Genomic DNA, 20,087 nt, shown 5'->3' with positions numbered 1-20,087 from the left:
AACCTGCCGCAGCAGACCGGGAAAGCGCCGAAGTCGGTGCTGTTCATGTGCGGAATGAATGCTATCCGCTCGCCGATGGCCGAAGTGCTGGCAAGAGCGATGCTGCCAGCGGGGACCTATGTGGCCTCGGCCGGTGTCAGGCCAGGAGAGCGCGATCCCTTCGTGGATGTGGTGCTGGAGGAGATCGGGCTGACGGCCGGCCGGCATCAGCCACATACGCTGGACGAACTTGAGGACGATTATTTCGATCTGATCGTCACGCTTGCACCGGAGGCGCATCATGCGGCGCTGGAATTGACGCGGTCGATGGCGATCGATGTGGTCTATTGGCCGACGCCGGATCCGACGGTTGCGACAGGCACGCGCGAGCAGATCGTTGCGGCCTATCGTGACGTTCGAAATCACATTGCCATGCTGCTCAAGCATCGTTTGCTTGGACAAATGCCGGACAAGATGGCATAGCGCCCCTGTAAAACCGGAAAAGATGGTAAAACCGGAAAAGATGGCAAAACCGGAAAAGACGGGCCGCTGCTGTTCACAAAACCGCGGCGATTGTGTAGTTTCCGCCAAATTTTGAAGGGCGCGGGCAGCGTCCACAGAGAAGCACAGAAAGAAATACCCTACATGGCGAAAGAAGAAGTCCTTGAATTCCCGGGCGTAGTCACCGAATTGCTTCCCAACGCGACGTTCCGCGTCAAGCTTGAAAACGAGCATGAGATCATCGCCCATACGGCCGGTCGCATGCGCAAAAACCGTATCCGTGTTCTCGCCGGCGACAAGGTGCTTGTCGAAATGACGCCCTACGACCTGAGCAAGGGCCGTATCACCTATCGCTTCAAATAAGCGCGGCGCGCCCTGTTTGCCGCAAAACTCGAGATCGATGGCCCTGTTGCGATGGCGTTGACACACAAGCTGATCCTGGCCTCCGGTTCGCCGCGGCGTATCGAACTGCTCGCGCAGGCGGGCATCGAACCGGCGCGCCTGATGCCGATGGATCTCGACGAGACACCGAAGCGCACCGAGCACCCGCGCTCACTCGCCTGGCGGCTGTCGTCCGAGAAGGCGCGGGCAGCGCTTGCCGCTATCAAGGGTGAGCCCGGCTGGGAAGGGAGCTACATCCTTGCCGCCGATACCGTCGTCTCCGTTGGACGCCGCGTTCTCGGCAAGCCGGAACTGGTCAGTGAAGCGTCGAGCGCGCTGCATCTTCTTTCCGGTCGCAGCCATCGGGTCTATACCGGCGTCTGCCTGATCACGCCGGACAAGACGGTGCGCCAGAAGGTCATCGACACCAAGGTGCGTTTCAAGCGGCTCTCGAGCCACGATATCGACAGCTACCTCGCGTCGGGCCAGTGGCGCGGCAAGGCGGGCGCCTATGGCATCCAGGGCATCGCCGGCAGCTTCGTCGTCAAGCTGGTGGGCTCCTATACTAATGTCGTCGGATTGCCACTGTATGAGACCGTGAGCCTGCTTATGGGCGAAGGTTATGACGTGCATGAGAGCTGGATGAAGGGCTGAGGCCATGAGTTCTGAAGGAAATAAGGGCGCATCGAACGTTGCGCCGCTTCGCAAGATCGTGCCATGCCCGGAATGCCGGCGCCCATCGCACCGCGAACACTACCCCTTCTGTTCCGACCGCTGCCGTAACGTTGATCTCAACAGATGGCTCAAAGGTTCCTATGCAATTCCGGTAGCCGACGACGAATCGAAAGCCAACGAAGTGGAATAACGCGACCGAAAATTTCGCGGATATCCGTTGTTTTTCAAATATTTGCGACGAATGACATTTTCCTGTCGAAAAAACGTCATTTGGTGCTGGACACCGCCGAACAAGATGTTATAACCCCGCTCGCTTCCGGGGCGCAACCAACCGCCCCACGGTTCTTCAAGCGGAACCACTGCTTAAAAGCAGGGATGCCCGGATAGCTCAGTTGGTAGAGCAGCGGATTGAAAATCCGCGTGTCGGTGGTTCAAATCCGCCTCCGGGCACCATTTTTCCTCAAGAAAATCAAATTGTTGTGATGTGGTCGCGTAGTGGGCGTGGCTGCGTAGGACGCGTTTGGGTCGTCCTAATGGCACGCGGCATGCGGGGGCAATGCAAGGACAATAGACAATGGCCTCCGGCAAACCTGGCGCGGTTCAAGTCCTCGCGCAAGAGAACAAATGTCGACCATTGAATGTCGTCACCTGCGATATTTTCTCGGACAGCGTTCTCGCCCGGAACGCTTTTGTCCTTGCCGAATAATATCATATTCGCTATATAGCATCGATGAGATGGTCGGTCGAAACCCTTGAGGCTGCAGATGCCGAGATCGAGGCCTTGCCGCCCGGTCTTCAAGCCCGATTGATCCGACTTATGGAAGCGGTCGAAGCCGTTGGGCTGGAGCAGTTGCGCGAACCGCATGTCAAGCATCTGGACGGCAAGCTGTGGAGCTGCGCGCCAAGGCGGCGGAAGGTATAGCCCGTGGCATCTATGTGACGGTGACCGGCCGCAAGGTGATCGTCCTGCATGTGTTTGTGAAGAAATCCCAGAAGACGCCGGCGGGCGCCCTCGAAATCGCCAGAGCGCGGCTGAAGGAGCTACGGTCATGACCAAGATAGCAGATCTCAAGAAAAGGCTGATGGACAATCCGGAATTCCGGCAGGAATACGAGAAGGCCGACGCCGAATTCCAACTCGTCGAAGCGCTGGTTCGCGCCCGCACCAAAGCCAAGCTGTCTCAGGCCGAGGTGGCGCGCCGTATCGGCACCACGCAATCGGCCATCGCCAGGCTGGAAGGCGGCGGTGTATCGCCCTCGCTCGTCACGCTGCGGCGCTACGCCGAGGCAACCGGCGCGAAGCTGGAAATCAATCTCGTTCAACAGTAACGGCATATGCAGTCGCCAACTCGGCGACTTCTGACGGAGCTTCCTGAAACCGCTGTCGAAAATCTCGGCCGTCAATTTGATCGGTAACTGTGGCCCGCGAGCGCGCGCTCTCTGAGCGGCTTTCCGCGCCCGGAATGCCTTGTATTTACACGACAAGCTGCAAAAAATTCCCGCTCCAGGGAAAGCCCAAGGTCACTTGCCGGCGAAGGCTTCCAGCATGCGTGTAACACGCGCGAGGTCGTCTTCATTCATGTTTGCCAGCGCCGCATTGACTCGATGAAGTAGGCGACCTCGTTCGCCTTCAGGTGCAATAACAGCGCCGGAACCGAAGAAGGCAATGGCAGGAAGGCTCAAGGCTTTCGCGATGCTTTCAACGGTCTCGAACGATGGTGAGGCTTCGCCACGTTCAAGGCGTCCCATCATCTCAATCGAAATGTCGGCCTTTTCGGCAAGTGCTTCTTGCGTCAGGCTTAATGCCTTTCGGTGATGGCGGACATTGCTGCCGAAAATCTTTCTGAGTTCCAAACGCTACCCTCCGTTTTGAAGGGACCGTCATCTTTAGGACCCCGCGATTTAAGGCTATTGCTGAAAATCAGAAATATGCAATATTATTACAGTATTCAAAATTTCTGTCATCTGATTGCTTATGGCTTCTATCCGTCCGAGACGGGCTATGGTTTATCGATTTCAGCGAGTACGATCCGAAAAAGCGTTGTCGGCTCGCGACCCATCGCCTGCGCCAACATGATGAACTCAACGACGTCAATTCGGCGTTCTCCACCCTCGACCTTGGCCACATAGGATTGCGGCTTACCCAGCCTGTCGGCGACCTGTTGCTGGGTCAGCACAGCTTTGTGTCGCGCATCGGTGAGGATGGCGATGAGGCGCTGGTACTCGGGGGTGTGGGTGGATTTTGTCACGCGCTCCGAAGCCCAAGGATTTCTGAAGCGGACGGAATAATCCCGATTTAGAATTATCCCAGTATGGGATATATTGCTGCATGTCTCCATGGAGTGCAGCATGGAGCTTTCGACTTCGCCTTATGCGCCTTACTTCTCCATTGTCTGCTCAAGACGATCTATTTATTAAGATGACCACAAAGGAGTTGTCAGGGAAAATCTCAGATTATCTCGTCCGATGGTTCGCCACAGCCTCGATTGCTATTGCCACTACCTCAAGATCACTATCCTTCAACGCATTTACAGCAGATGCGATTTTTGCTTTGAGCAGATCACCAGTTGTCCGTGGAGTTGCGTCCTTCTCGAAATCCAGCAGCGCATTCGGAGTGCTTTCCAATACGTTAGCTATTCGCACTAGCGTCGCTAGATCAGGCTCTCTGCGGCCCGTGATGTAGTTGCCGTATCGACGCTCAGTAAGTCCCGCACGACGCGCGACCTCAGCATTGGATAGTCCAAGCTCATACGCACGCTTTTTCAGATTCGCCGCAAATGATTCCATAGGAACAGATTGTTCCTGACAAATACCACGGGTCTATGTACATTGTGGCGTCGTGGAACCCTTCATTTTGTGGTTATCCTTAATGCCAGTCAGCGCCAGTTATCTACCTCTTTTCGTTATCGTCGGCTTCGCGCTCGCTGTCTTCCTCTGGGTGGAGTGGCAAGGCCGTATCCGGCCACTGTTCATCCCGCACTCCGAGATCGCGCGCGTGGCCGATGAACTGGCCACGGCTTATGGTGACCGCGCCGAAGAACTTGCAGCCATCGAAGAAGACCGCGCTTGGCGCTACTCTGAGAACTTCGAACAAGGCAAGTGGCGGCGTGTGCGCAAGGAGCTGGAACGCAGGGGCATCCGTAAGTAACCGGCAGGCCATGCGGACATCAGCGCACGCGCCAAGGGAGCGACACGATTGAAGAATAGGTCGCTGCCGGCGTCTTGGCGAAGATAGATGACGCTAATGCGCCGTGGCAGCCGGGCGCTCTGCGGCAGTCCCGCTGCTAAAAATGATCACCGCGAACATCAATACGCCGGCAAACGTGATCAATGATGCAACTGCAACAACGGGCTCCAGCGACGGGTTTCCAGTGAGCATGAGGTAGAGCGCCGGCACCAGCAAAGCCACGCCGGTCGTATAGACGGCATATTGGATCATCGCGATCCGGCGTTCTGCCTTGGCCGGATTGAGGGCGTGGTATCCGCCGAAAAGCGCCATGGTGACCCATCCGAGCAGGTTCGAATGAGCGTGGGCACCGATCGCACTATGATCGCCTGCGATGGACATGTGCAGGCCCATGGAAATCCCGATGATCAGGAAGATGATGGCTGTTCTGAAATAAAGCTGAGCGACGCGCGGCATTCCGGATTCCCCCTATTTGTTACCACGCTAATATTAGCATTGAACTGGATTTTCCGAGAATAGCCAAAATTGGGGGCATCGCTGCCAACCACTCGCGCTGGAGGAGCGTCCGCCCACCACCCCGGGGCTCTTCGTGCGGACGCTGTTCTCTTCACTGGATGTCGTGCGTTTTCCGGTCCGCTTAAAATGCAAACACTTTGATCGGTTCGCCAAGCCCTCGCAACGCATGTAAGCCCAGATCCTCCAATTGAGCCTGGCATCCCGCCATCTCGACGAAGGCGCGCGACAGAAGGACGGGGCGCTTGAGTTCCTTGGTCAGGGTTTCCAGGCGCGAGGCAATGTTGACCGCCGGACCGATGACGGTGAAGTCGAGGCGGCTGCGCGAGCCGATATTGCCGTACATGACGTCGCCCACATGGACGCCGATGCCATATCCGAGAGGTTCGTGGCCCTTCTTCAGGTTCTCCTCGTTCAGCGCCGTCATTGCGGCCTGGCCTTCGCGGATGGCGCTCAGCAGATCATGACACGCACTGGGATTGCGGAGCGGGAAGATCGCCAGCAGGCCGTCGCCCATGAATTTCAGGATTTCACCGCCGTGCCGCTCGATCGGTTCAGCCATCGCATCGAAATAACCGTTCAGAAGTTCGATGACGTCATCGCGCGGCCACATGTCGGATATGGCGGTAAAGTCGCGCAGATCGCAGATCAGGATTGCCGCCCCGACAGTCACGCCGCTGCCGCGGGTTGTCGCGCCGGCGAGAATCTGCTCGCTGGCATGCGGGCCGACATAGGTTTCGAGAAGCGTGCGCGCTAGACGGTTTTTCAGGCGGATTTCGCTGACAAGGGCAAAAGCGGGCAGCAGATCGGCCAGGAATGCAATTTCGGCATCGCTGAAGCCGCCCGGCCTGTCGCTGGCGAAGGTGATGATATGGCGTTTGCCCAGCGTGTGCTTCAGGTGCCAGGCAACATAGTCGGTGTGCCCCTCGGCGCGCAGTTCGTCATAAAGCGGGTAGGGTGATGCGTTGCCGAATCCTGGCTCAAGGTGCTGGCGCACGACGGTCGCGCCGCTGTTGAGCTCGTTGATCGGGCTGTTTTGATATTGGGCGGTGTCCTCGACGCCATAGCCGAAGGTGCGGATCTCGGCTTCCTTCATGCCCTTCAGCCACAGGATACGGGCGCCGAGCCATTGCGGGTGAAGTATGCGGAAATGCAACGTACCGCGCGAGACCGGCACGCCGGCTTCGATGAGCTTGTCGCACATCTCCACGAAGATATTGTCGATGAAACGCTCGTCGCGCGTCTCGGTCATCAGCCATTCGAAGATGCCGCTTCTGTCGCCTGGCAGCAGGTCTGCGCTCCCGGGACGCAGGCCGGCAGTGGCGCTGGATGGAATTTGCATAACTACACCCCGTCATGATCGTCGGCGTTCTGGACTGTAAACTTAGTCACCGCGAGACCGGAATACCAGTGTGGGGTCTATCTTAAGTTAGGGGGAGGCGGTGCCGATCGCAAAGAGTAAGGGGTACGGCCAGGATCGGGCAGTCGACGCGGTGCCGCTGAAACAGAATCGTGGCGCCGATTGGTGAACCGGCGCCACGAGAAATCGCTTAGGCAGCAGCCGAAACGCTGCCTTCGAGCGGAACTTCCGAGATCGTCTTCAGGATCTGGGAGGCGATCTGGTAGGGGCAGCCTTGGCTGTTCGGGCGGCGGTCTTCCAGGTAACCCTTGTAGCCGTTGTTGACGAAGGAGTGCGGCACGCGGATCGAAGCGCCGCGGTCAGCAACACCGTAGCTGAACTTGTTCCACGGGGCAGTCTCGTGCTTGCCGGTCAGGCGCAGGTGGTTGTCCGGGCCGTAGACGTCGATGTGGGCCTGCAGGTTCTTGTCGAACTGCGCCATCAGCGCTTCGAAATATTCCTTGCCGCCGACTTCGCGCATGTGCTTGGTCGAGAAGTTGGCGTGCATTCCCGAACCGTTCCAGTCGGTGTCGCCGAGCGGCTTGCAGTGGAACTCGATGTCGATGCCGTATTTTTCGCAGAGGCGCAGAAGCAGGTAGCGCGCCATCCAGATCTGGTCGGCGGCCTTCTTGGAGCCCTTGCCGAAAATCTGGAATTCCCACTGACCCTTTGCCACCTCGGCGTTGATGCCTTCGTGGTTGATGCCGGCTGCGAGGCAGAGGTCGAGATGCTCTTCGACGATCTCGCGCGCGACACTGCCGACGTTGGAGTAGCCGACGCCGGTGTAGTACGGGCCCTGCGGAGCGGGGTAGCCGCTTTCCGGGAAGCCGAGCGGACGGCCGTTTTCGTAGAAGAAGTATTCCTGCTCGAAGCCGAACCAGGCGTCTTCATCGTCGAGGATGGTGGCGCGACTGTTGGAAGCGTGCGGCGTGACGCCATCCGGCATCATGACTTCGCACATCACGAGCGCGCCGTTGGTGCGGGCCGGATCCGGATAGATCGCAACCGGCTTCAGCACGCAGTCCGAGCTGCGGCCTTCGGCCTGCATGGTCGACGAACCGTCGAAGCCCCACAGCGGCAGCTGTTCGAGCGTCGGGAACGTTTCGAATTCCTTGATCTGTGTCTTACCGCGAAGATTCGGTACCGGTGTGTACCCATCGAGCCAGATGTACTCGAGCTTGTATTTCGTCATTTCGAACCTCTCATGGGTTGATGATGCGCAGCACCAGGAAAAACTGAACCGTGCTTCGCCGCCAACGGCTGACGACGTATATGCACGGGGCGTGCCAGTTGCCGGAGTTGGCCGATCTCGCGGCGTGACCGGCGAAATCCGGCGCTCATCGGGTTCCGGCAAGCCGGTATCGTCCGGACGTGCGAAATCTCTGGCAAAATTAGCCTTTTCCGGCCGGTTATGGAAAGTTTTCGCAGGATCTGTCGCCCGTTTTCGGCAAAAACCGCAGGCTCTGCGCAAAATTTACGCAAAACTTGCGACAATTTGGCGGGCGTGCAAACGCTTAAAATTTGTCGCGAAAGTCCTGTGAAAAATTCGATGCCTAAAAAATAGCCTATTTTTTAGGCTGCCTGTATTTTTTTTAATCAATCCGCGCAAAACCCGCGCAAATCTGCTATCTTCGCCAAATTCGATACGTGCAGGCTCGAAAACGAAGGAACGTCGATAGATGGCAATGATTTCCAGGGGCGATACCGCCAAAATCTACGAATTCCCCGCTGGTGGCAGGAAACTGGGGCGGCGCCGCTTCGAGCAGGCGGGCACGGTTACCGATTTCCGGCCCAGGCAGTTTCCGGTGGTCGATTACAGCAACTGGTACCATGAAGAGGCGCTCCGCGAGGAGCAGGCGCCAAAGTCCTGATCAGGACGGGTGCAGCTGCTGCCGTTGCCGAATATGCCGCTCCGGTAGAGCGCCGTGTTTGCGCGTTGACGATATTCCGCGTGATACGATCGGATGACGAGAGTCATCGCCAAAGCACCTGAAAGTTCTGATCCCTCCACCTTCGGAGAACTTTCCGCCGTTCAGTCGGAGGCATATGATTAACAAATGCCAATTGCTCGACCGAATGTGACGCTATTTTAACAGTTTAGGCGCAAATTAAGGCAGAGTCGCCTTTCGACGGGATCAAAACGACTGCTGATCCGTTGTGCGAGAGGAGATTTGGCGTCTCGGCAAACCAAAACTTGCCGGGCTGGGCGAAGATCCCCGCAGGGCGGGAGCCGTACGGTCTCGCGCGATCCTGCGGAGGGAAAATGGATGCTCGACATGACTGACCATATCATGAAGACGCTCTTGAACATCATGGTTGCGCTGTCGCTCGGCGCCTTCATGATCCTGTTCATCGTCCTGTAATATAACGGCAAGCCGGAGCCCCTTCGGCTCACGGATAGAGATAGTGCGCCTCCCATTCATCATGGGGAACAAGGTCGCCGATCGTATAATTGAACGACAGCACCTCGATATGGTCAGGCCCGGTGCTGCATTGGTATTTCAGCTTGTACCATTCCCCCTTGCTGCGAAAAACCGCGCCCGGCGCTTGGATCTTGTCGTTCTCGACAACGGGATCCGCGAAGGTATAGGCAATCACCTTGTCCGGCTTGAACAACGTCTTGCCAGCGTTGATCTCCCACATCGCTTCGGTATCGCATCGCTGTTCCAGGCGGGTCTGCGGATCGAGTTCCTTGAACTGCTTGATCAGCGACCGGTCCATGGCTGCCGCCGGTGCCGTGATGGCAGCGGTAAGCAAGCCCAAGCAAACAAGCCTGTTCATCGCGCCGTCTACTCCTTCGTCAGCCAGAAAAGGAAACCGCAAAGCGTGTTTCATGGGACGTGCTGGCGGACACTGACATTACTGCGCCGCGCGGCTTGTGCAGTAACTTCAAGGAAACCTTTGTGTCCATTCAAAGGCGGGAATGGCGCGCTCGATATCCGAAACATCGATCCACTCGGCCGATGAGAGGGCCGCCATCCGGTCAGGATTGATTCTGACGGCCGCATGCGGCGCACCGGCCGCTGGCACGACTTCGTCGAAGGCTTTCAGCGAAATGTCGCAATAAACCTTGTGCGGCTTTACGAGCCCGAAGGGGCAGACGCCACCGACGGGATGGCCCGTCTCCTGCTCGACCTCGTCAAAGCCCAGCATGCGGGCCTTTGTGGCGAAAAGGGCCTTGTACTTCTTATTGTCGAGACGGGCGTCGCCGCGCGTCACGATCAGGATAACTTCGTCGGCGACCCTGAGCGCCAGCGTCTTGGCGATCTGCGCCGGCTCGACACCATGTCCCTCGGCAGCCAGAGCGACGGTGGCGGTGCTCTGCGGAAGTTCGATGACGTCTATGTCGGGGGCGTTTTCGGCGAAGAACGACTTCACGGAGGAAAGGCTCATGGTGCTGCAACCGGTCCGTTCGGATCGAAGCCACACATGCGGCCTATCCGGATATGGGGAGGAGTGACGGTAAATGCTCCGGGCGCTCAACCGTCACGTGAGCTGTCCGGCGATAGTTTCAGTCGTCGTTCGATGCGTCAAGATTTTCCGGACGGATGCCTTCCTGATCGTGCGGCAGGTAGCCATGGTTGGTGAACCAGTTGGTCAGGATGGCGGCGATGGCCTGGTTGCGGGTATCCATTCCCGGATGATCGGAAATGAAGGATTGAAGTGCTTGTTCGATCTGGGGATCGTAAAGGTCGGGCATGATAACTCCTGAGAAATGCAGGAATAGCCCGCGTGGTTGCGCGGGTTATTCGCATGGGTCTGCGTCACGCGCGTTTGACGATCCTGATCAGCGCGAGCAGGATGACAGCGCCGAGAGTGGCATGAATGATCGCCCAGAGGACGCCACCACCGACGCCGAAGCCGAGCCGCGGAAACAGTGCTCCGGCAATGAGGGCCCCGATAATGCCGATAACGATGTTGCCGAGCAGGCCGAAGCCGAAACCCGATACGATCAACCCTGCAAGCCAGCCGGCAATGGCGCCGACGATCAGAAAAACGACGATACTTTCGATACCCATGGATGGTTCCTTTCCGTTGTATCGGCAAGAAGCAGGATAGAGCGAAAAGAGAGCCGCGTCAGAAGGAAATTGGATCTTCGAAGTTTTTTTGCTTTCAATAGGTTGAAAGACGGCATGGCGGCGGCATTTCCGATCTGGACGGGCCAAAATCCATGCTTGTTGCCTTCACAAAACGACCCGGCAGCCGCCGGGCTGTTTCGCGAATCGGGCGCTGCTCAGACGATGCCGCCGCCGCCGCTCTTCGAAGCCGGGCGCTCGCTCGATACCTTGGCGCGGTAGCCGCTTGCCCGATAGGCCGCAACCGGTGCGATCGCGCCGCCGGCCTCGAACCGGGCCATGGCGAGGATTGGCTCGACATGGGTGCGGAAGGCGGCTTTCAGCGTCTCGGTCGCCATCAGCGCGTCATTGCCGTCCTGATAGCCTTCAAGCGCCTGGCGATCGATCAGCAGCGCCTGTGCATAGGCGCGGCTGACTTCCATCGCCGAGTTCATCAGGCTTTCGATCGGATCGGTGACGTTATGGCTCTGGTCGAGCATATGCGCAGGCGCGAACCCTTCGACGTTGCGCGTCTCCGCATCCACCAGTTCGTTGAAGATGAGGAACAGGCGGTAGGGATCGATCGATCCCGTATCGAGATCGTCGTCGCCATACTTCGAATCGTTGAAGTGGAAGCCGCCGAGTTTCTTGAACTGGATCAGCCGGGCGACGATCATCTCGATATTGACGTTCGGCGCATGGTGGCCGAGATCGACTAGGCAACAGGCCTTCGGGCCGAGCTCCTGGGCGACCAGATAGTTGGTGCCCCAGTCCTGCACCACGGTCGAATAGAAGGCCGGTTCGAACATCTTGTGCTCGGTGAAGATGCGCCAATCATCCGGCAGGCCCCTGTAGATGACCTTCATCGCCTCGAGGTAGCGCTCGAAACTCCGGGTGAAATTGCTCTGGCCGGGGAAGTTGGAGCCGTCGCCGACCCAGACGGTTAGCGCCTTGGAGCCGAGCGCCTTGCCGATCTCGATGCATTCGAGATTGTGATCGACGGCTTGGCTGCGGGTGGCGGCGTCGGCATGGGACAGCGAGCCGAACTTATAGGAATGGGGCTGGTCCGGCGCGTCGGAGAAAGTGTTGGAGTTCATCGCGTCGAAAGCGAGGCCGAGCGCGTTGCCCTTCTCCCTCAGTTCCTTGAGATCATCGACCTTGTCCCACGGGATATGCAGGGAGACGGACGGCGTCGCTCTCGTCAGTTGCTGGATGACCGAGCAATCCTCGATCTTGTCGAAGATGTTGCGCGGCTCGCCGGTACCGGGAAAGCGGGCAAAGCGCGTGCCGCCGGTGCCGACGCCCCAGGAGGGTACAGCGACACCGTAAGCAGATACTTTCGCTTTGATGGCACCGATGTCGATGCCCCGGCGCGACAGTTGCGTGCCGAGATAGTCGTAGTCGGCTTTCAGATCGGCAAGACGGGCCGCGTTGTCGGCGTCGATGACGTCCTTGTTGATCATCCGTATCATGTGGCTCTCCGGATCAGCGCGTGAATGACTGGGCGTTGCCCGCATCGACATTGATAATGTTGCCGGTGGACTTGGCCGACATGTCGGAGGCGAGGAAATAGATCGCTTCAGCGATGTCTTCCGGGAAGACGCTGAGCTTCAGCATGGAGCGCTCGCGGTACAAGGCCTCCAATCCCTCGGAATCGGTCTTGTAGATGGCGGCGCGCTGTTCCTTCCATTCGCCAGACCAGATCTTGGAGCCGCGCAGCACGGCATCCGGATTGACGACGTTGACGCGGATCTGGGCGGACGCGCCTTCGAGCGCGAGGCAGCGGGCGAGGTGAATTTCGGCGGCCTTCGCCGTACAATAGGCGGATGCGCCGGGGGAGGCGGCAAGGCCGTTCTTGGAGGCGACGAAGACGACGTTGCCGCCGGCCTTTTGGCTCCGGAAAATCCGGAACGCTTCGCGCGACACCAGGAAATAGCCGGTCGCGAGAATGTCGATGTTCTTGTTCCAGAGCGCCAGTGTCGTGTCTTCGATGGGAGCGGAGGAGGCAAGGCCGGCATTGGAGACGAGAATGTCGAGGCCGCCGAATTCCAGGAGTGAGTCGGCGAAGCTCTTCTCGACCGCCGCTTCGTCGGTAACGTTCATGTTGACGGCGCGCACGAAATCCTTGCCGTAGCGGTTGCCGAGTTCCGTATGCGCGGCAGCGAGAGCGGTTTCGTCGATATCGGCGAGCACCACACAGGCGCCTTCCGCCATCAGCCGGTTCGCCGTCGCCTTGCCGATGCCGCCGGCGCCGCCGGTGACCAGCGCGATCTTGCCGGCCAGCATCTTCGGCTTCGGCATGCGCTGGAGCTTGGCTTCCTCGAGCAGCCAATATTCGATGTCGAAGGCTTCCTGCTCCGGCAGGCCGACATAGGTCGAGACGCCGGAGGCGCCGCGCATGACGTTGATGGCGTTGACGTAGAACTCGCCGGAAATGCGGGCGGTCGCCTTGTCCTTGGCGAAGGTGATCATTCCGACGCCGGGAACGAGATAGACGACCGCGTTCGGATCGCGCATCGCCGGGCTGTTGTCGCGCTTGCAACGCTCGTAGTAGGCGGCGTAACCGGCTCGATATTCGGCGATTGCCGCTTCAAGGCCGGCGAGCGTCTTGTCGATATCGGGACTGGCCGGATCGAAATCGACGACCAGCGGGCAAATCTTGGTGCGCAGGAAATGGTCGGGGCAGGAGGTGCCGAGCGCTGCCAGCGGTTCGAGATTCTTCGAGGTGACGAAATCGAGCACGGCCTGGCTGTCGTCGAAATGACCGAGCTTGCGTTCGTCGGCGCTGATCATGCCGCGAATGACCGGCATCAGTTTTTGCGCGACTGCGCGGCGCTCAGCGGCAGGCAACACCGGCTTTACAGCGCCGCCGAAGGCCGGGACGGTGTTTTCGGTCTCGAACCAGGCGATCGCCTTGTTGATGATCTCGATCGTGGTTTCGTAGGCTTCCTTCGCGGTATCACCCCAGGTGAAGAGACCGTGGCTCTCCAGCACGGCGCCGCGGGCGTTCGGATTTTCCTTGCAGAATTTTTCCAACCACAGGCCGAGCTCGAAGCCGGGGCGTTTCCACGGCAGCCAGCCGATATCATCGCCGAAAATCTGCTGCGTCAGTTCGCTGCTGTTCTTCGAGGCGGCGATTGCGATGATCGCGTCCGGATGCATGTGGTCGACATGTTTTTTCGGCACATAGGCATGCAGTGGCGTATCGATGGATGCGGCGCGCGGGTTGAGGTTGAAGGTGCAATGCGGCAGGTAGCCGACCATCTCATCTTCGAATTCGACGCCGCGATAAAGACCCTTCAGCGCATTCAGCTTGTCCATGTAGAGGGTGGAAAAGCCATCCATTTTGATGGTGCCGACATCGCCGCCGGAGCCCTTGACCCAGAGAACCTCGACCTCGCCGCCGCCGAGCGGATCCTTTTCGATGACCTTGGCGGACGTGTTGCCGCCGCCGTAATTGGTGATGCGCTTGTCGGAGCCGAGCAGGTTGGAGCGATAGAGCAGCCGTTCCGGCTCGCTCATCCCGGCTGCCTTGCTGTCATCCCAGAGATTGGCAAGGCGCGCGCCTTGTTGCTTGTCGAGCATCGATCATTCCTCCCGGTCAATTCCGCGCCGGCCAGTGGGCAAGGGCGTATTCATTGTGATCAGATCACACAAAGATCGGCATCGTGTCAATCAGAAACGATCAAATTCAGTCATATTGCAGTGCACAATGAAAAAATATGATTGAAAGTGATTGACAATGCACGATCGGTGATGGAAGCATAGGCATCGTTGGAGGACGAAATGCACGAAAAAGAGCGACACAGGATCATTCTGTCGGCGGTTCAGGACAAGCCGGTCGTGACCGTGCCTGAACTGGTCGAATTGACGGATAGTTCCGAGGCGACGATCCGCCGGGATATTGCCGCTCTGCACGTGCAGAAACGTCTTCGGCGGGTGCGCGGTGGCGCAGAAGCGATCAATCCGCCGCAGTTCGTCGGTCTTGCCGGCCGACCCTTCAGCGTCAATGAAGGCCTGCATGCCCGCCAGAAGCAGGCGATCGCCAAGGAGGCGGTGGCGCTCTGCCAGGATGGCGAGCCGATCATCATCAATGGCGGCACGACAACCTTCCAGATGGTGCATTTCCTGGCTAACCGCCGCATGCAGGTGTTCACCAATTCCTTTCCGATCGCAGAACATCTGCTCAAGCATTCGAAGAACACGGTGATGCTGTCGGGCGGCACGATCTACCGCGAGCAGAACATCATTCTCAGTCCCTTCGACAATGACGTGACGCGCAATTTCTACGCACGCCGCATGTTCATGGGCGCGCAGGGGCTCGGGCCCCTCGGCCTGATGGAGGGCGATCCGCTGCTCATCCAGGCGGAACAGAAACTGATCGACCAGGCCGACGAACTCGTCGTGCTGATCGACTCGTCAAAATTTCACAAGCGCTCCAGCCTCATCCTGTGCGGGCTGAAGCGTATCACCACGGTGATCACGGATTCGGGCATCGAGGACAGGCACGTCCGGATGCTCGAGGATGCCGGCGTCAATTTGGTCGTCGCCAATATGAAGGCCGGCACAGTTGAGGAGGCTGTTTCCTCGTCGGCCTGACGCTGGCGGAAAGAGGAATGGAAAACCGCCGGTCTCCAAGGCTGCGAGGCCGGGCCGGCAGACTTTTAGAGCATAAAGCCGGATGAACGCGGTCATTGTGACTGCGCGGCTTGAGGGAGGAGAACGTCAATGAAGATTTGGAAGTCACTCATGGTCACCGCAGCGGTTTCGCTGGCGCTGATGGCAAACGCCGCGCATGCGGAAAACAAGAAGATCGCCCTCGTTGTCAAGGCGCTCGGCATCGGTTTCTTCGAAGCCGCCAACAAGGGCGCGCAGGAAGCAGCCAAGGAACTCGGCGACGTCGAGGTGATCTACACCGGTCCGACGTCGACGACGGCTGAAGGCCAGATCGAGGTGATTAATTCGCTGGTAGCGCAGAAGGTCGATGCAATCGCCATCTCGGCCAATGACAAGGACGCGCTGGTTCCGGCGCTGAAGAAGGCGATGGATCGCGGCATCAAGGTCATTTCCTGGGACAGCGGCGTTGCGCCCGAGGGTCGCCTGATGCATCTCAACCCGTCGTCCAACCCGCTGATCGGCAACATGATCATCAAGCTCGCGGCTGACAACCTTCCGGACGGCGGCGATGTCGCCGTGCTGTCGGCCTCCGCCACTGCCACGAACCAGAACACCTGGATCGAGGAAATGAAGAAGGTCCAGGGCAACTACAAGGGCATCAATGTCGTAGCAACGGTCTATGGCGACGACCTTGCCGACAAGTCCTATCGCGAAACGCAAGGCCTCATTCAGTCCTATCCGAATCTGAAGGCGATCATCGCGCCAACCTCGGTCGGTATCGTTGCTGCAGCCCAAGCCGTCGAGGATGCCGGCAAGGTCGGCCAGATCAACGTCACCGGCCTCGGCCTTCCTTCGGAAATGGCGGGCCATGTGAAGGCGGGTTCGTCCAAGTCCTTCGCGATCTGGAACCCGATCGACCTCGGCTATTCCGCAACGATGATCGCCTATGACCTGATCGGCGGTGCCGAAGCCAAGCCGGGCGCCGAGCTGAAGATGGGCCGTATGGGCACCGTCAAGCTCGACGATAACAACGAAGGCGCGATGGCCGACCCGTTCGTGTATGATGCCTCGAACGTCGAGGAATTCGCCAAGATCTTCTGATCTGGAAGGGCAGATGAGGGGGCGGCTCGGCAAACACAGCGTCTGCGGAAAGCCCCCTCATCGCCTCGCTGGCGCTCGGCACTTCTCCCCGCTAGGGAGAAGAGGAAGTGCGCGGTTAGCAACATGCCTAACCATTTCAAATTCAATCTCACTGGTGGATTGCCTCTTGCTGCAGGAAACGACCACATCGCGGATGAAACCCGCTATCGCACTGGAGGGCATCTCCAAATCCTTTCCGGGCGTGCGCGCTCTTTCCAGCGTGTCGCTGACGCTCTATCCGGGCTCCGTCACGGCGCTGATCGGCGAGAACGGCGCCGGAAAGTCGACCCTCGTCAAGATTTTGACGGGCATCTATCAGCCGGACGCTGGCGTGATCCGCGTCGATGGCGAGGAAACGCATTTCCCGACGGCCCAGTCCGCCGCTTACGCCGGTGTCACGGCCATCCATCAGGAAACGGTGCTGTTCGACGAATTGTCGGTCGCGGAGAATATCTTTCTCGGCCATGCGCCGCGCAACCGTTTCGGTCTGATCGACTGGAAGAAGCTGCACGGCGACGCCCGCAAGCTGCTTTTGAGGGTCGGAGCCGATATCGATCCGACCATCCGGCTTCGCGATCTCGGCATCGCCAACAAGCACATGGTGGCGATCGCCCGGGCATTGTCGATCGACGCCAGCGTCGTCATCATGGACGAGCCGACGGCAGCCCTGTCCTACAAGGAGATCCATGAGCTCTATGAACTGATCGACCGGCTGAAGGCGGACGGCAAGGCTATCCTGTTCATCAGCCACAAGTTCGACGAGATTTTTCGGATCGCCGATCGTTACACGGTGTTCCGCGACGGCGGCATGGTCGGCGAGGGGCTGATCGCCGACGTGACGCAGGATCAGCTGGTCAAGATGATGGTCGGCCGCGACGTCGGTCAGGTCTTTCCGAAGGTGGATGTGGCGATCGGCGAACCTGTGCTGACCGTCTCCGGCTATCGCCACCCGACCGAATTCGAGGATATCAATTTCGAGCTTCGCCGCGGCGAGATCCTCGGTTTCTACGGCCTGATTGGTGCCGGCCGTTCCGAGTTCATGCAGTCGCTGATCGGCATCACCCGGCCCTCGGCCGGTGCCGTGAAATTGGACGGTGAAGTCCTTGTCATCCGCTCGCCGGCCGAAGCCATCGAAGCGGGGATCGTTTATGTGCCCGAAGAACGTGGCCGCCAGGGCGCGATCATCGGCCTGCCGATCTTCCAGAACGTCACGCTGCCCTCGCTGCACCGGACCTCGCGTTCAGGCTTCCTCAAGCTCGCCAGCGAGTTCGCACTGGCGCGCGAATATACCCAACGACTCGATTTGCGTGCGGCATCGCTGGATCAGGACGTCGGCACCTTGTCGGGCGGCAATCAGCAGAAAGTGGTGATCGCCAAGTGGCTGGCGACCCGGCCGAAGGTGATCATCCTCGACGAACCAACCAAGGGCATCGACATCGGCTCCAAGGCCGCAGTTCACGCCTTCATGAGCGAACTGGCGGGGCAGGGCTTGAGCGTCATCATGGTCTCCTCCGAAATTCCCGAAATCATGGGCATGGCCGACCGTGTCATCGTCATGCGCGAAGGCCGCATCGCCGGGCGTTTCGAACGCTCCGAACTCACGGCGGAAAAGCTCGTGCGGGCTGCGGCCGGCATATCGGAGGCTGCGTGATGGCCAAAATTCTGAAGAACCGCGAAATCCTTCTCGTCATCGCCATCGCCGCCTTGCTGGTGGCGATCACCCTGCGCTTCCCCGGCTTTGTCGCGCCTGCCAATCTGGCCCGGGTCTATAATGACACGTCGATCCTCATCATCCTGGCGCTCGGCCAGATGGCCGTCATCCTGACGCGCTGCATCGACCTCTCCATGGCTGCCAACCTGGCGCTCTGCGGCATGGTCGCAGCGATGATCAATGCCGCCTTTCCCGGCGTGCCAATTCCGTTGGTCATTCTCGCTGTCGTTATCCTCGGGGCGGCTCTCGGCTCGATCAACGGCCTGCTTGTCTGGAAGCTGGACATTCCGCCGATCGTCGTGACGCTCGGCACGCTGACAATCTATCGTGGCACCATCTTCCTTTTGAGCAACGGCGCCTGGATCAATGCCCATCAGATGAGCGACGCCTTCAAGGCGCTGCCGCGTGCGCCGCTTGCCGGCTTGCCGGTGCTGTCGTGGCTTTCGGTTCTGGCAATCGCCGCGGTCTACCTGCTAATGACGCGCACACCGGTCGGCCGCGCCTTCTATGCCGTCGGCGGCAATCCGCATGCGGCCGTCTACACCGGCATCGATGTCGGCCGCACGCGCTTCCTTGCCTATTGCCTGTCTGGCGCACTGGCAGGTCTCTCGGGCTATCTCTGGGTTTCGCGCTACGCCGTCGCCTACGTCGATATCGCCGCCGGTTTCGAGCTTGACATCATCGCGGCCTGCGTCATCGGCGGCATCTCGATCGCCGGTGGCATCGGCTCGGTGCCCGGTGCGGTACTCGGCAGCCTGTTCCTCGGTGTCATCAAAAACGCATTGCCGGTCGTCAACATTTCGCCCTTCGCGCAGCTCGCAATTTCCGGCACGGTGATCATCATTGCCGTCGCCGTCAACGCCCGGTCAGAAAAGCGCAAGGGTCGTGTCATCCTCAAGAAAGCGGAGGCGGTCTGATGGCGGAAGCACATCTCTCACCCCGGGTCATTCCCGACCGGCTGCAAAGCCGGCGCAATCGGCTGCTGAAGAGCTGGGAAAGCCTGCTTCTGGTCGTCGCCGTGCTGATCTTCACGATCAACTCCTTCGCCTCGCCCTATTTCCTCGACCCGTGGAACCTGTCCGACGCAACCTTCAACTTCACCGAAAAGGCGATGATCGCCTTTGCTATGGCGCTGGTCATCATCGCAGGGGAGATCGACCTGTCGGTTGCGTCGATCATCGCGCTCTCCTCGACGGCCATGGGGCTTGCCGTCAGCTTCGGCTTCGATACGCCCACGCTGATTGTCATCGGCCTCGGCACCGGCCTTTTCTGCGGCATGATCAACGGTCTGCTGATCACCGGCCTCGGCCTGCCGTCGATCGTCGTCACCATTGGTACGATGAGCCTCTTTCGCGGCCTGTCTTTCATCATTCTCGGTGACAAGGCCTTTACCGGCTATCCTGCGAGCTTCGCCTATTTCGGGCAGGGCTACGTCTGGTGGGTGTTTTCCTTCGAGCTTGTTCTCTTCGCCATCTTCGCGGCGATCTACAGCGTGGTGCTGCACAAGACGAATTTCGGCCGCGCTGTCTATGCAATCGGCAGTAACCAGACGGCAGCGCTGTTCTCTGGCGTGCGCGTCGGCCGGGTCAAGTTCATCCTATTCCTGCTGACGGGCGTGATGGCCGGCATCGCCTCGATCTGCCTGACCTCGCGGCTCGGCTCGACCCGGCCCTCGATCGCGCTTGGCGTCGAACTCGAAGTCGTGACGATGGTCGTACTTGGCGGCGTCAGTATTCTCGGCGGCTCCGGCACCATTCCGGGCGTTGTGCTCGCGGCCTTCATCATGGGCATGGTCACCTTCGGCTTCGGGCTCTTGAACGTTCCAGGCATCGTCATGTCGATCTTCATCGGCGTGCTTTTGATTTCAGTCATCGCCCTGCCGATCCTGTGGGCCCGCGCCCGCCGCCGCCCCGCGCATTGAGGACGATCC

The 20,087-nt window shown here is 59.2% G+C and carries 25 protein-coding genes, 1 tRNA gene and 1 pseudogene; 15 read left to right on the top strand and 12 right to left on the bottom strand.

Annotated features, from left to right (window positions below):
* The first annotated feature begins 45 nt into the window (after positions 1-45).
* From ACSQ2Z_RS19060 to ACSQ2Z_RS19030, 7 genes and pseudogenes are all read left to right on the top strand, one after another.
* Positions 46-462 (top strand): low molecular weight phosphatase family protein, encoded by a 417-nt coding sequence (locus ACSQ2Z_RS19060; protein WP_436083126.1) that lies wholly within the window; start codon positions 46-48, stop codon positions 460-462.
* 162 nt (positions 463-624) lie between these two features.
* Positions 625-843: a translation initiation factor IF-1 gene (gene infA / locus ACSQ2Z_RS19055; RefSeq protein WP_037119817.1), complete on the top strand. Its 219-nt coding sequence runs from the start codon at positions 625-627 to the stop codon at positions 841-843.
* A gap of 51 nt (positions 844-894) precedes the next feature.
* A complete protein-coding gene (locus tag ACSQ2Z_RS19050) occupies positions 895-1,515 on the top strand; it encodes a Maf-like protein (protein WP_436082644.1) in 621 nt (206 codons plus the stop codon).
* Between the two features lie 4 nt (positions 1,516-1,519).
* Entirely contained in the window at positions 1,520-1,726 is a 207-nt protein-coding gene (yacG, locus tag ACSQ2Z_RS19045) for a DNA gyrase inhibitor YacG (RefSeq protein ID WP_436082643.1), read from the top strand.
* Between the two features lie 187 nt (positions 1,727-1,913).
* Positions 1,914-1,989, top strand: a tRNA-Phe gene (locus ACSQ2Z_RS19040).
* A 277-nt stretch (positions 1,990-2,266) separates the two neighbouring features.
* A pseudogene (locus tag ACSQ2Z_RS19035) lies at positions 2,267-2,589 on the top strand (type II toxin-antitoxin system RelE/ParE family toxin).
* A complete protein-coding gene (locus ACSQ2Z_RS19030) occupies positions 2,586-2,864 on the top strand; it encodes a helix-turn-helix domain-containing protein (protein ID WP_436082642.1) in 279 nt (92 codons plus the stop codon). Before ACSQ2Z_RS19035 ends, ACSQ2Z_RS19030 begins: the two are co-directional and overlap by 4 nt.
* Positions 2,865-3,056: 192 nt before the next feature.
* On the opposite strand, the gene ACSQ2Z_RS19025 is transcribed toward ACSQ2Z_RS19030, so the two are convergent.
* The 3 genes from ACSQ2Z_RS19025 to ACSQ2Z_RS19015 all read right to left on the bottom strand — a co-directional run bounded on the left by ACSQ2Z_RS19025 (position 3,057) and on the right by ACSQ2Z_RS19015 (position 4,322).
* The gene (locus ACSQ2Z_RS19025; RefSeq protein ID WP_436082641.1) at positions 3,057-3,389 is read right to left on the bottom strand and encodes a helix-turn-helix domain-containing protein; all 333 of its coding nucleotides are present in this window, start codon (positions 3,387-3,389) and stop codon (positions 3,057-3,059) included.
* A 146-nt stretch (positions 3,390-3,535) separates the two neighbouring features.
* Positions 3,536-3,784: a helix-turn-helix domain-containing protein gene (locus tag ACSQ2Z_RS19020; RefSeq protein WP_436082640.1), complete on the bottom strand. Its 249-nt coding sequence runs from the start codon at positions 3,782-3,784 to the stop codon at positions 3,536-3,538.
* A 205-nt stretch (positions 3,785-3,989) separates the two neighbouring features.
* Positions 3,990-4,322: a helix-turn-helix domain-containing protein gene (locus ACSQ2Z_RS19015; protein ID WP_436082639.1), complete on the bottom strand. Its 333-nt coding sequence runs from the start codon at positions 4,320-4,322 to the stop codon at positions 3,990-3,992.
* Between the two features lie 82 nt (positions 4,323-4,404).
* Between ACSQ2Z_RS19015 and ACSQ2Z_RS19010 the strand changes: the two genes are divergently transcribed.
* On the top strand, positions 4,405-4,683 hold the full coding sequence (locus tag ACSQ2Z_RS19010) for a hypothetical protein (protein WP_436082638.1): 279 nt from the start codon (positions 4,405-4,407) through the stop codon (positions 4,681-4,683).
* A gap of 93 nt (positions 4,684-4,776) precedes the next feature.
* Here ACSQ2Z_RS19010 and ACSQ2Z_RS19005 read toward each other — a convergent pair whose 3' ends face one another.
* The 3 genes from ACSQ2Z_RS19005 to ACSQ2Z_RS18995 form a co-directional block, all read right to left on the bottom strand.
* On the bottom strand, positions 4,777-5,178 hold the full coding sequence (locus ACSQ2Z_RS19005) for a hypothetical protein (RefSeq protein WP_436082637.1): 402 nt from the start codon (positions 5,176-5,178) through the stop codon (positions 4,777-4,779).
* A gap of 181 nt (positions 5,179-5,359) precedes the next feature.
* The gene (locus ACSQ2Z_RS19000) at positions 5,360-6,487 is read right to left on the bottom strand and encodes an adenylate/guanylate cyclase domain-containing protein (protein ID WP_436083125.1); all 1,128 of its coding nucleotides are present in this window, start codon (positions 6,485-6,487) and stop codon (positions 5,360-5,362) included.
* A gap of 298 nt (positions 6,488-6,785) precedes the next feature.
* A complete protein-coding gene (locus tag ACSQ2Z_RS18995) occupies positions 6,786-7,826 on the bottom strand; it encodes a glutamine synthetase beta-grasp domain-containing protein (RefSeq protein WP_113003572.1) in 1,041 nt (346 codons plus the stop codon).
* Between ACSQ2Z_RS18995 and ACSQ2Z_RS18990 the strand changes: the two genes are divergently transcribed.
* Both ACSQ2Z_RS18990 and ACSQ2Z_RS18985 read left to right on the top strand, forming a co-directional pair.
* Positions 7,813-8,175, top strand: coding sequence for a hypothetical protein (locus ACSQ2Z_RS18990; RefSeq protein WP_436082636.1), 363 nt, complete (start codon positions 7,813-7,815; stop codon positions 8,173-8,175). The genes ACSQ2Z_RS18995 and ACSQ2Z_RS18990 overlap by 14 nt on opposite strands.
* Before the next feature lie 138 nt (positions 8,176-8,313).
* A complete protein-coding gene (locus ACSQ2Z_RS18985) occupies positions 8,314-8,505 on the top strand; it encodes a DUF2735 domain-containing protein (protein ID WP_436082635.1) in 192 nt (63 codons plus the stop codon).
* Positions 8,506-9,025: 520 nt separating this feature from the next.
* Here ACSQ2Z_RS18985 and ACSQ2Z_RS18980 read toward each other — a convergent pair.
* The 6 genes from ACSQ2Z_RS18980 to ACSQ2Z_RS18955 form a co-directional block, all read right to left on the bottom strand.
* Complete coding sequence (locus tag ACSQ2Z_RS18980; RefSeq protein WP_436082634.1) at positions 9,026-9,415, bottom strand: DUF930 domain-containing protein; 390 nt, start codon at positions 9,413-9,415, stop codon at positions 9,026-9,028.
* 108 nt (positions 9,416-9,523) lie between these two features.
* A complete protein-coding gene (locus tag ACSQ2Z_RS18975; protein WP_436082633.1) occupies positions 9,524-10,027 on the bottom strand; it encodes a YbaK/EbsC family protein in 504 nt (167 codons plus the stop codon).
* A gap of 118 nt (positions 10,028-10,145) precedes the next feature.
* Positions 10,146-10,334: a hypothetical protein gene (locus tag ACSQ2Z_RS18970; RefSeq protein WP_436082632.1), complete on the bottom strand. Its 189-nt coding sequence runs from the start codon at positions 10,332-10,334 to the stop codon at positions 10,146-10,148.
* Between the two features lie 64 nt (positions 10,335-10,398).
* A complete protein-coding gene (locus ACSQ2Z_RS18965; protein WP_436082631.1) occupies positions 10,399-10,653 on the bottom strand; it encodes a GlsB/YeaQ/YmgE family stress response membrane protein in 255 nt (84 codons plus the stop codon).
* 215 nt (positions 10,654-10,868) lie between these two features.
* Positions 10,869-12,161 carry an L-rhamnose catabolism isomerase gene (rhaI, locus tag ACSQ2Z_RS18960; protein ID WP_436082630.1) on the bottom strand — a complete coding sequence of 431 codons (1,293 nt, stop codon included), beginning with the start codon at positions 12,159-12,161 and terminating at the stop codon, positions 10,869-10,871.
* Between the two features lie 13 nt (positions 12,162-12,174).
* Positions 12,175-14,274: a bifunctional rhamnulose-1-phosphate aldolase/short-chain dehydrogenase gene (locus ACSQ2Z_RS18955; RefSeq protein ID WP_436082629.1), complete on the bottom strand. Its 2,100-nt coding sequence runs from the start codon at positions 14,272-14,274 to the stop codon at positions 12,175-12,177.
* A 201-nt stretch (positions 14,275-14,475) separates the two neighbouring features.
* Here ACSQ2Z_RS18955 and ACSQ2Z_RS18950 point away from each other — a divergent pair, with 201 nt between their 5' ends.
* From ACSQ2Z_RS18950 to ACSQ2Z_RS18930, 5 genes are all read left to right on the top strand, one after another.
* Complete coding sequence (locus ACSQ2Z_RS18950; RefSeq protein WP_436082628.1) at positions 14,476-15,288, top strand: DeoR/GlpR family DNA-binding transcription regulator; 813 nt, start codon at positions 14,476-14,478, stop codon at positions 15,286-15,288.
* 129 nt (positions 15,289-15,417) lie between these two features.
* On the top strand, positions 15,418-16,407 hold the full coding sequence (gene rhaS, locus ACSQ2Z_RS18945; RefSeq protein ID WP_436082627.1) for a rhamnose ABC transporter substrate-binding protein: 990 nt from the start codon (positions 15,418-15,420) through the stop codon (positions 16,405-16,407).
* 193 nt (positions 16,408-16,600) lie between these two features.
* Positions 16,601-18,097, top strand: a complete 1,497-nt coding sequence (locus ACSQ2Z_RS18940) for a sugar ABC transporter ATP-binding protein (protein ID WP_436082626.1) — start codon at positions 16,601-16,603, stop codon at positions 18,095-18,097.
* Entirely contained in the window at positions 18,094-19,074 is a 981-nt protein-coding gene (locus ACSQ2Z_RS18935; RefSeq protein WP_436082625.1) for an ABC transporter permease, read from the top strand. Before ACSQ2Z_RS18940 ends, ACSQ2Z_RS18935 begins: the two co-directional genes overlap by 4 nt.
* Complete coding sequence (locus tag ACSQ2Z_RS18930) at positions 19,074-20,078, top strand: ABC transporter permease (RefSeq protein WP_436082624.1); 1,005 nt, start codon at positions 19,074-19,076, stop codon at positions 20,076-20,078. Before ACSQ2Z_RS18935 ends, ACSQ2Z_RS18930 begins: the two co-directional genes overlap by 1 nt.
* Positions 20,079-20,087: the final 9 nt, after the last annotated feature.

This window comes from Pararhizobium sp. LjRoot235, from assembly GCF_964254145.1.
GTDB lineage: Bacteria > Pseudomonadota > Alphaproteobacteria > Rhizobiales > Rhizobiaceae > Pararhizobium.
Note: the sequence above shows the minus strand (reverse complement) of the source record. Positions and strands in the feature narration are given on the sequence as shown.

What these genes read in the sequence shown, in the direction of transcription:
- ACSQ2Z_RS19060 (WP_436083126.1), top strand. Translation starts at nt 46, where the DNA reads ATGTGCGGAATGAATGCTATCCGCTCGCCGATGGCCGAAGTGCTGGCA.
- infA (WP_037119817.1), top strand. Translation starts at nt 625, where the DNA reads ATGGCGAAAGAAGAAGTCCTTGAATTCCCGGGCGTAGTCACCGAATTG.
- ACSQ2Z_RS19050 (WP_436082644.1), top strand. Translation starts at nt 895, where the DNA reads ATGGCGTTGACACACAAGCTGATCCTGGCCTCCGGTTCGCCGCGGCGT.
- yacG (WP_436082643.1), top strand. Translation starts at nt 1,520, where the DNA reads ATGAGTTCTGAAGGAAATAAGGGCGCATCGAACGTTGCGCCGCTTCGC.
- ACSQ2Z_RS19030 (WP_436082642.1), top strand. Translation starts at nt 2,586, where the DNA reads ATGACCAAGATAGCAGATCTCAAGAAAAGGCTGATGGACAATCCGGAA.
- ACSQ2Z_RS19015 (WP_436082639.1), bottom strand. Translation starts at nt 4,322, where the DNA reads ATGGAATCATTTGCGGCGAATCTGAAAAAGCGTGCGTATGAGCTTGGA.
- ACSQ2Z_RS19010 (WP_436082638.1), top strand. Translation starts at nt 4,405, where the DNA reads ATGCCAGTCAGCGCCAGTTATCTACCTCTTTTCGTTATCGTCGGCTTC.
- ACSQ2Z_RS19005 (WP_436082637.1), bottom strand. Translation starts at nt 5,178, where the DNA reads ATGCCGCGCGTCGCTCAGCTTTATTTCAGAACAGCCATCATCTTCCTG.
- ACSQ2Z_RS19000 (WP_436083125.1), bottom strand. Translation starts at nt 6,487, where the DNA reads ATGACCGAGACGCGCGACGAGCGTTTCATCGACAATATCTTCGTGGAG.
- ACSQ2Z_RS18995 (WP_113003572.1), bottom strand. Translation starts at nt 7,826, where the DNA reads ATGACGAAATACAAGCTCGAGTACATCTGGCTCGATGGGTACACACCG.
- ACSQ2Z_RS18985 (WP_436082635.1), top strand. Translation starts at nt 8,314, where the DNA reads ATGGCAATGATTTCCAGGGGCGATACCGCCAAAATCTACGAATTCCCC.
- ACSQ2Z_RS18980 (WP_436082634.1), bottom strand. Translation starts at nt 9,415, where the DNA reads ATGAACAGGCTTGTTTGCTTGGGCTTGCTTACCGCTGCCATCACGGCA.
- ACSQ2Z_RS18975 (WP_436082633.1), bottom strand. Translation starts at nt 10,027, where the DNA reads ATGAGCCTTTCCTCCGTGAAGTCGTTCTTCGCCGAAAACGCCCCCGAC.
- ACSQ2Z_RS18970 (WP_436082632.1), bottom strand. Translation starts at nt 10,334, where the DNA reads ATGCCCGACCTTTACGATCCCCAGATCGAACAAGCACTTCAATCCTTC.
- ACSQ2Z_RS18965 (WP_436082631.1), bottom strand. Translation starts at nt 10,653, where the DNA reads ATGGGTATCGAAAGTATCGTCGTTTTTCTGATCGTCGGCGCCATTGCC.
- rhaI (WP_436082630.1), bottom strand. Translation starts at nt 12,161, where the DNA reads ATGATACGGATGATCAACAAGGACGTCATCGACGCCGACAACGCGGCC.
- ACSQ2Z_RS18955 (WP_436082629.1), bottom strand. Translation starts at nt 14,274, where the DNA reads ATGCTCGACAAGCAACAAGGCGCGCGCCTTGCCAATCTCTGGGATGAC.
- ACSQ2Z_RS18950 (WP_436082628.1), top strand. Translation starts at nt 14,476, where the DNA reads ATGCACGAAAAAGAGCGACACAGGATCATTCTGTCGGCGGTTCAGGAC.
- rhaS (WP_436082627.1), top strand. Translation starts at nt 15,418, where the DNA reads ATGAAGATTTGGAAGTCACTCATGGTCACCGCAGCGGTTTCGCTGGCG.
- ACSQ2Z_RS18940 (WP_436082626.1), top strand. Translation starts at nt 16,601, where the DNA reads ATGAAACCCGCTATCGCACTGGAGGGCATCTCCAAATCCTTTCCGGGC.
- ACSQ2Z_RS18930 (WP_436082624.1), top strand. Translation starts at nt 19,074, where the DNA reads ATGGCGGAAGCACATCTCTCACCCCGGGTCATTCCCGACCGGCTGCAA.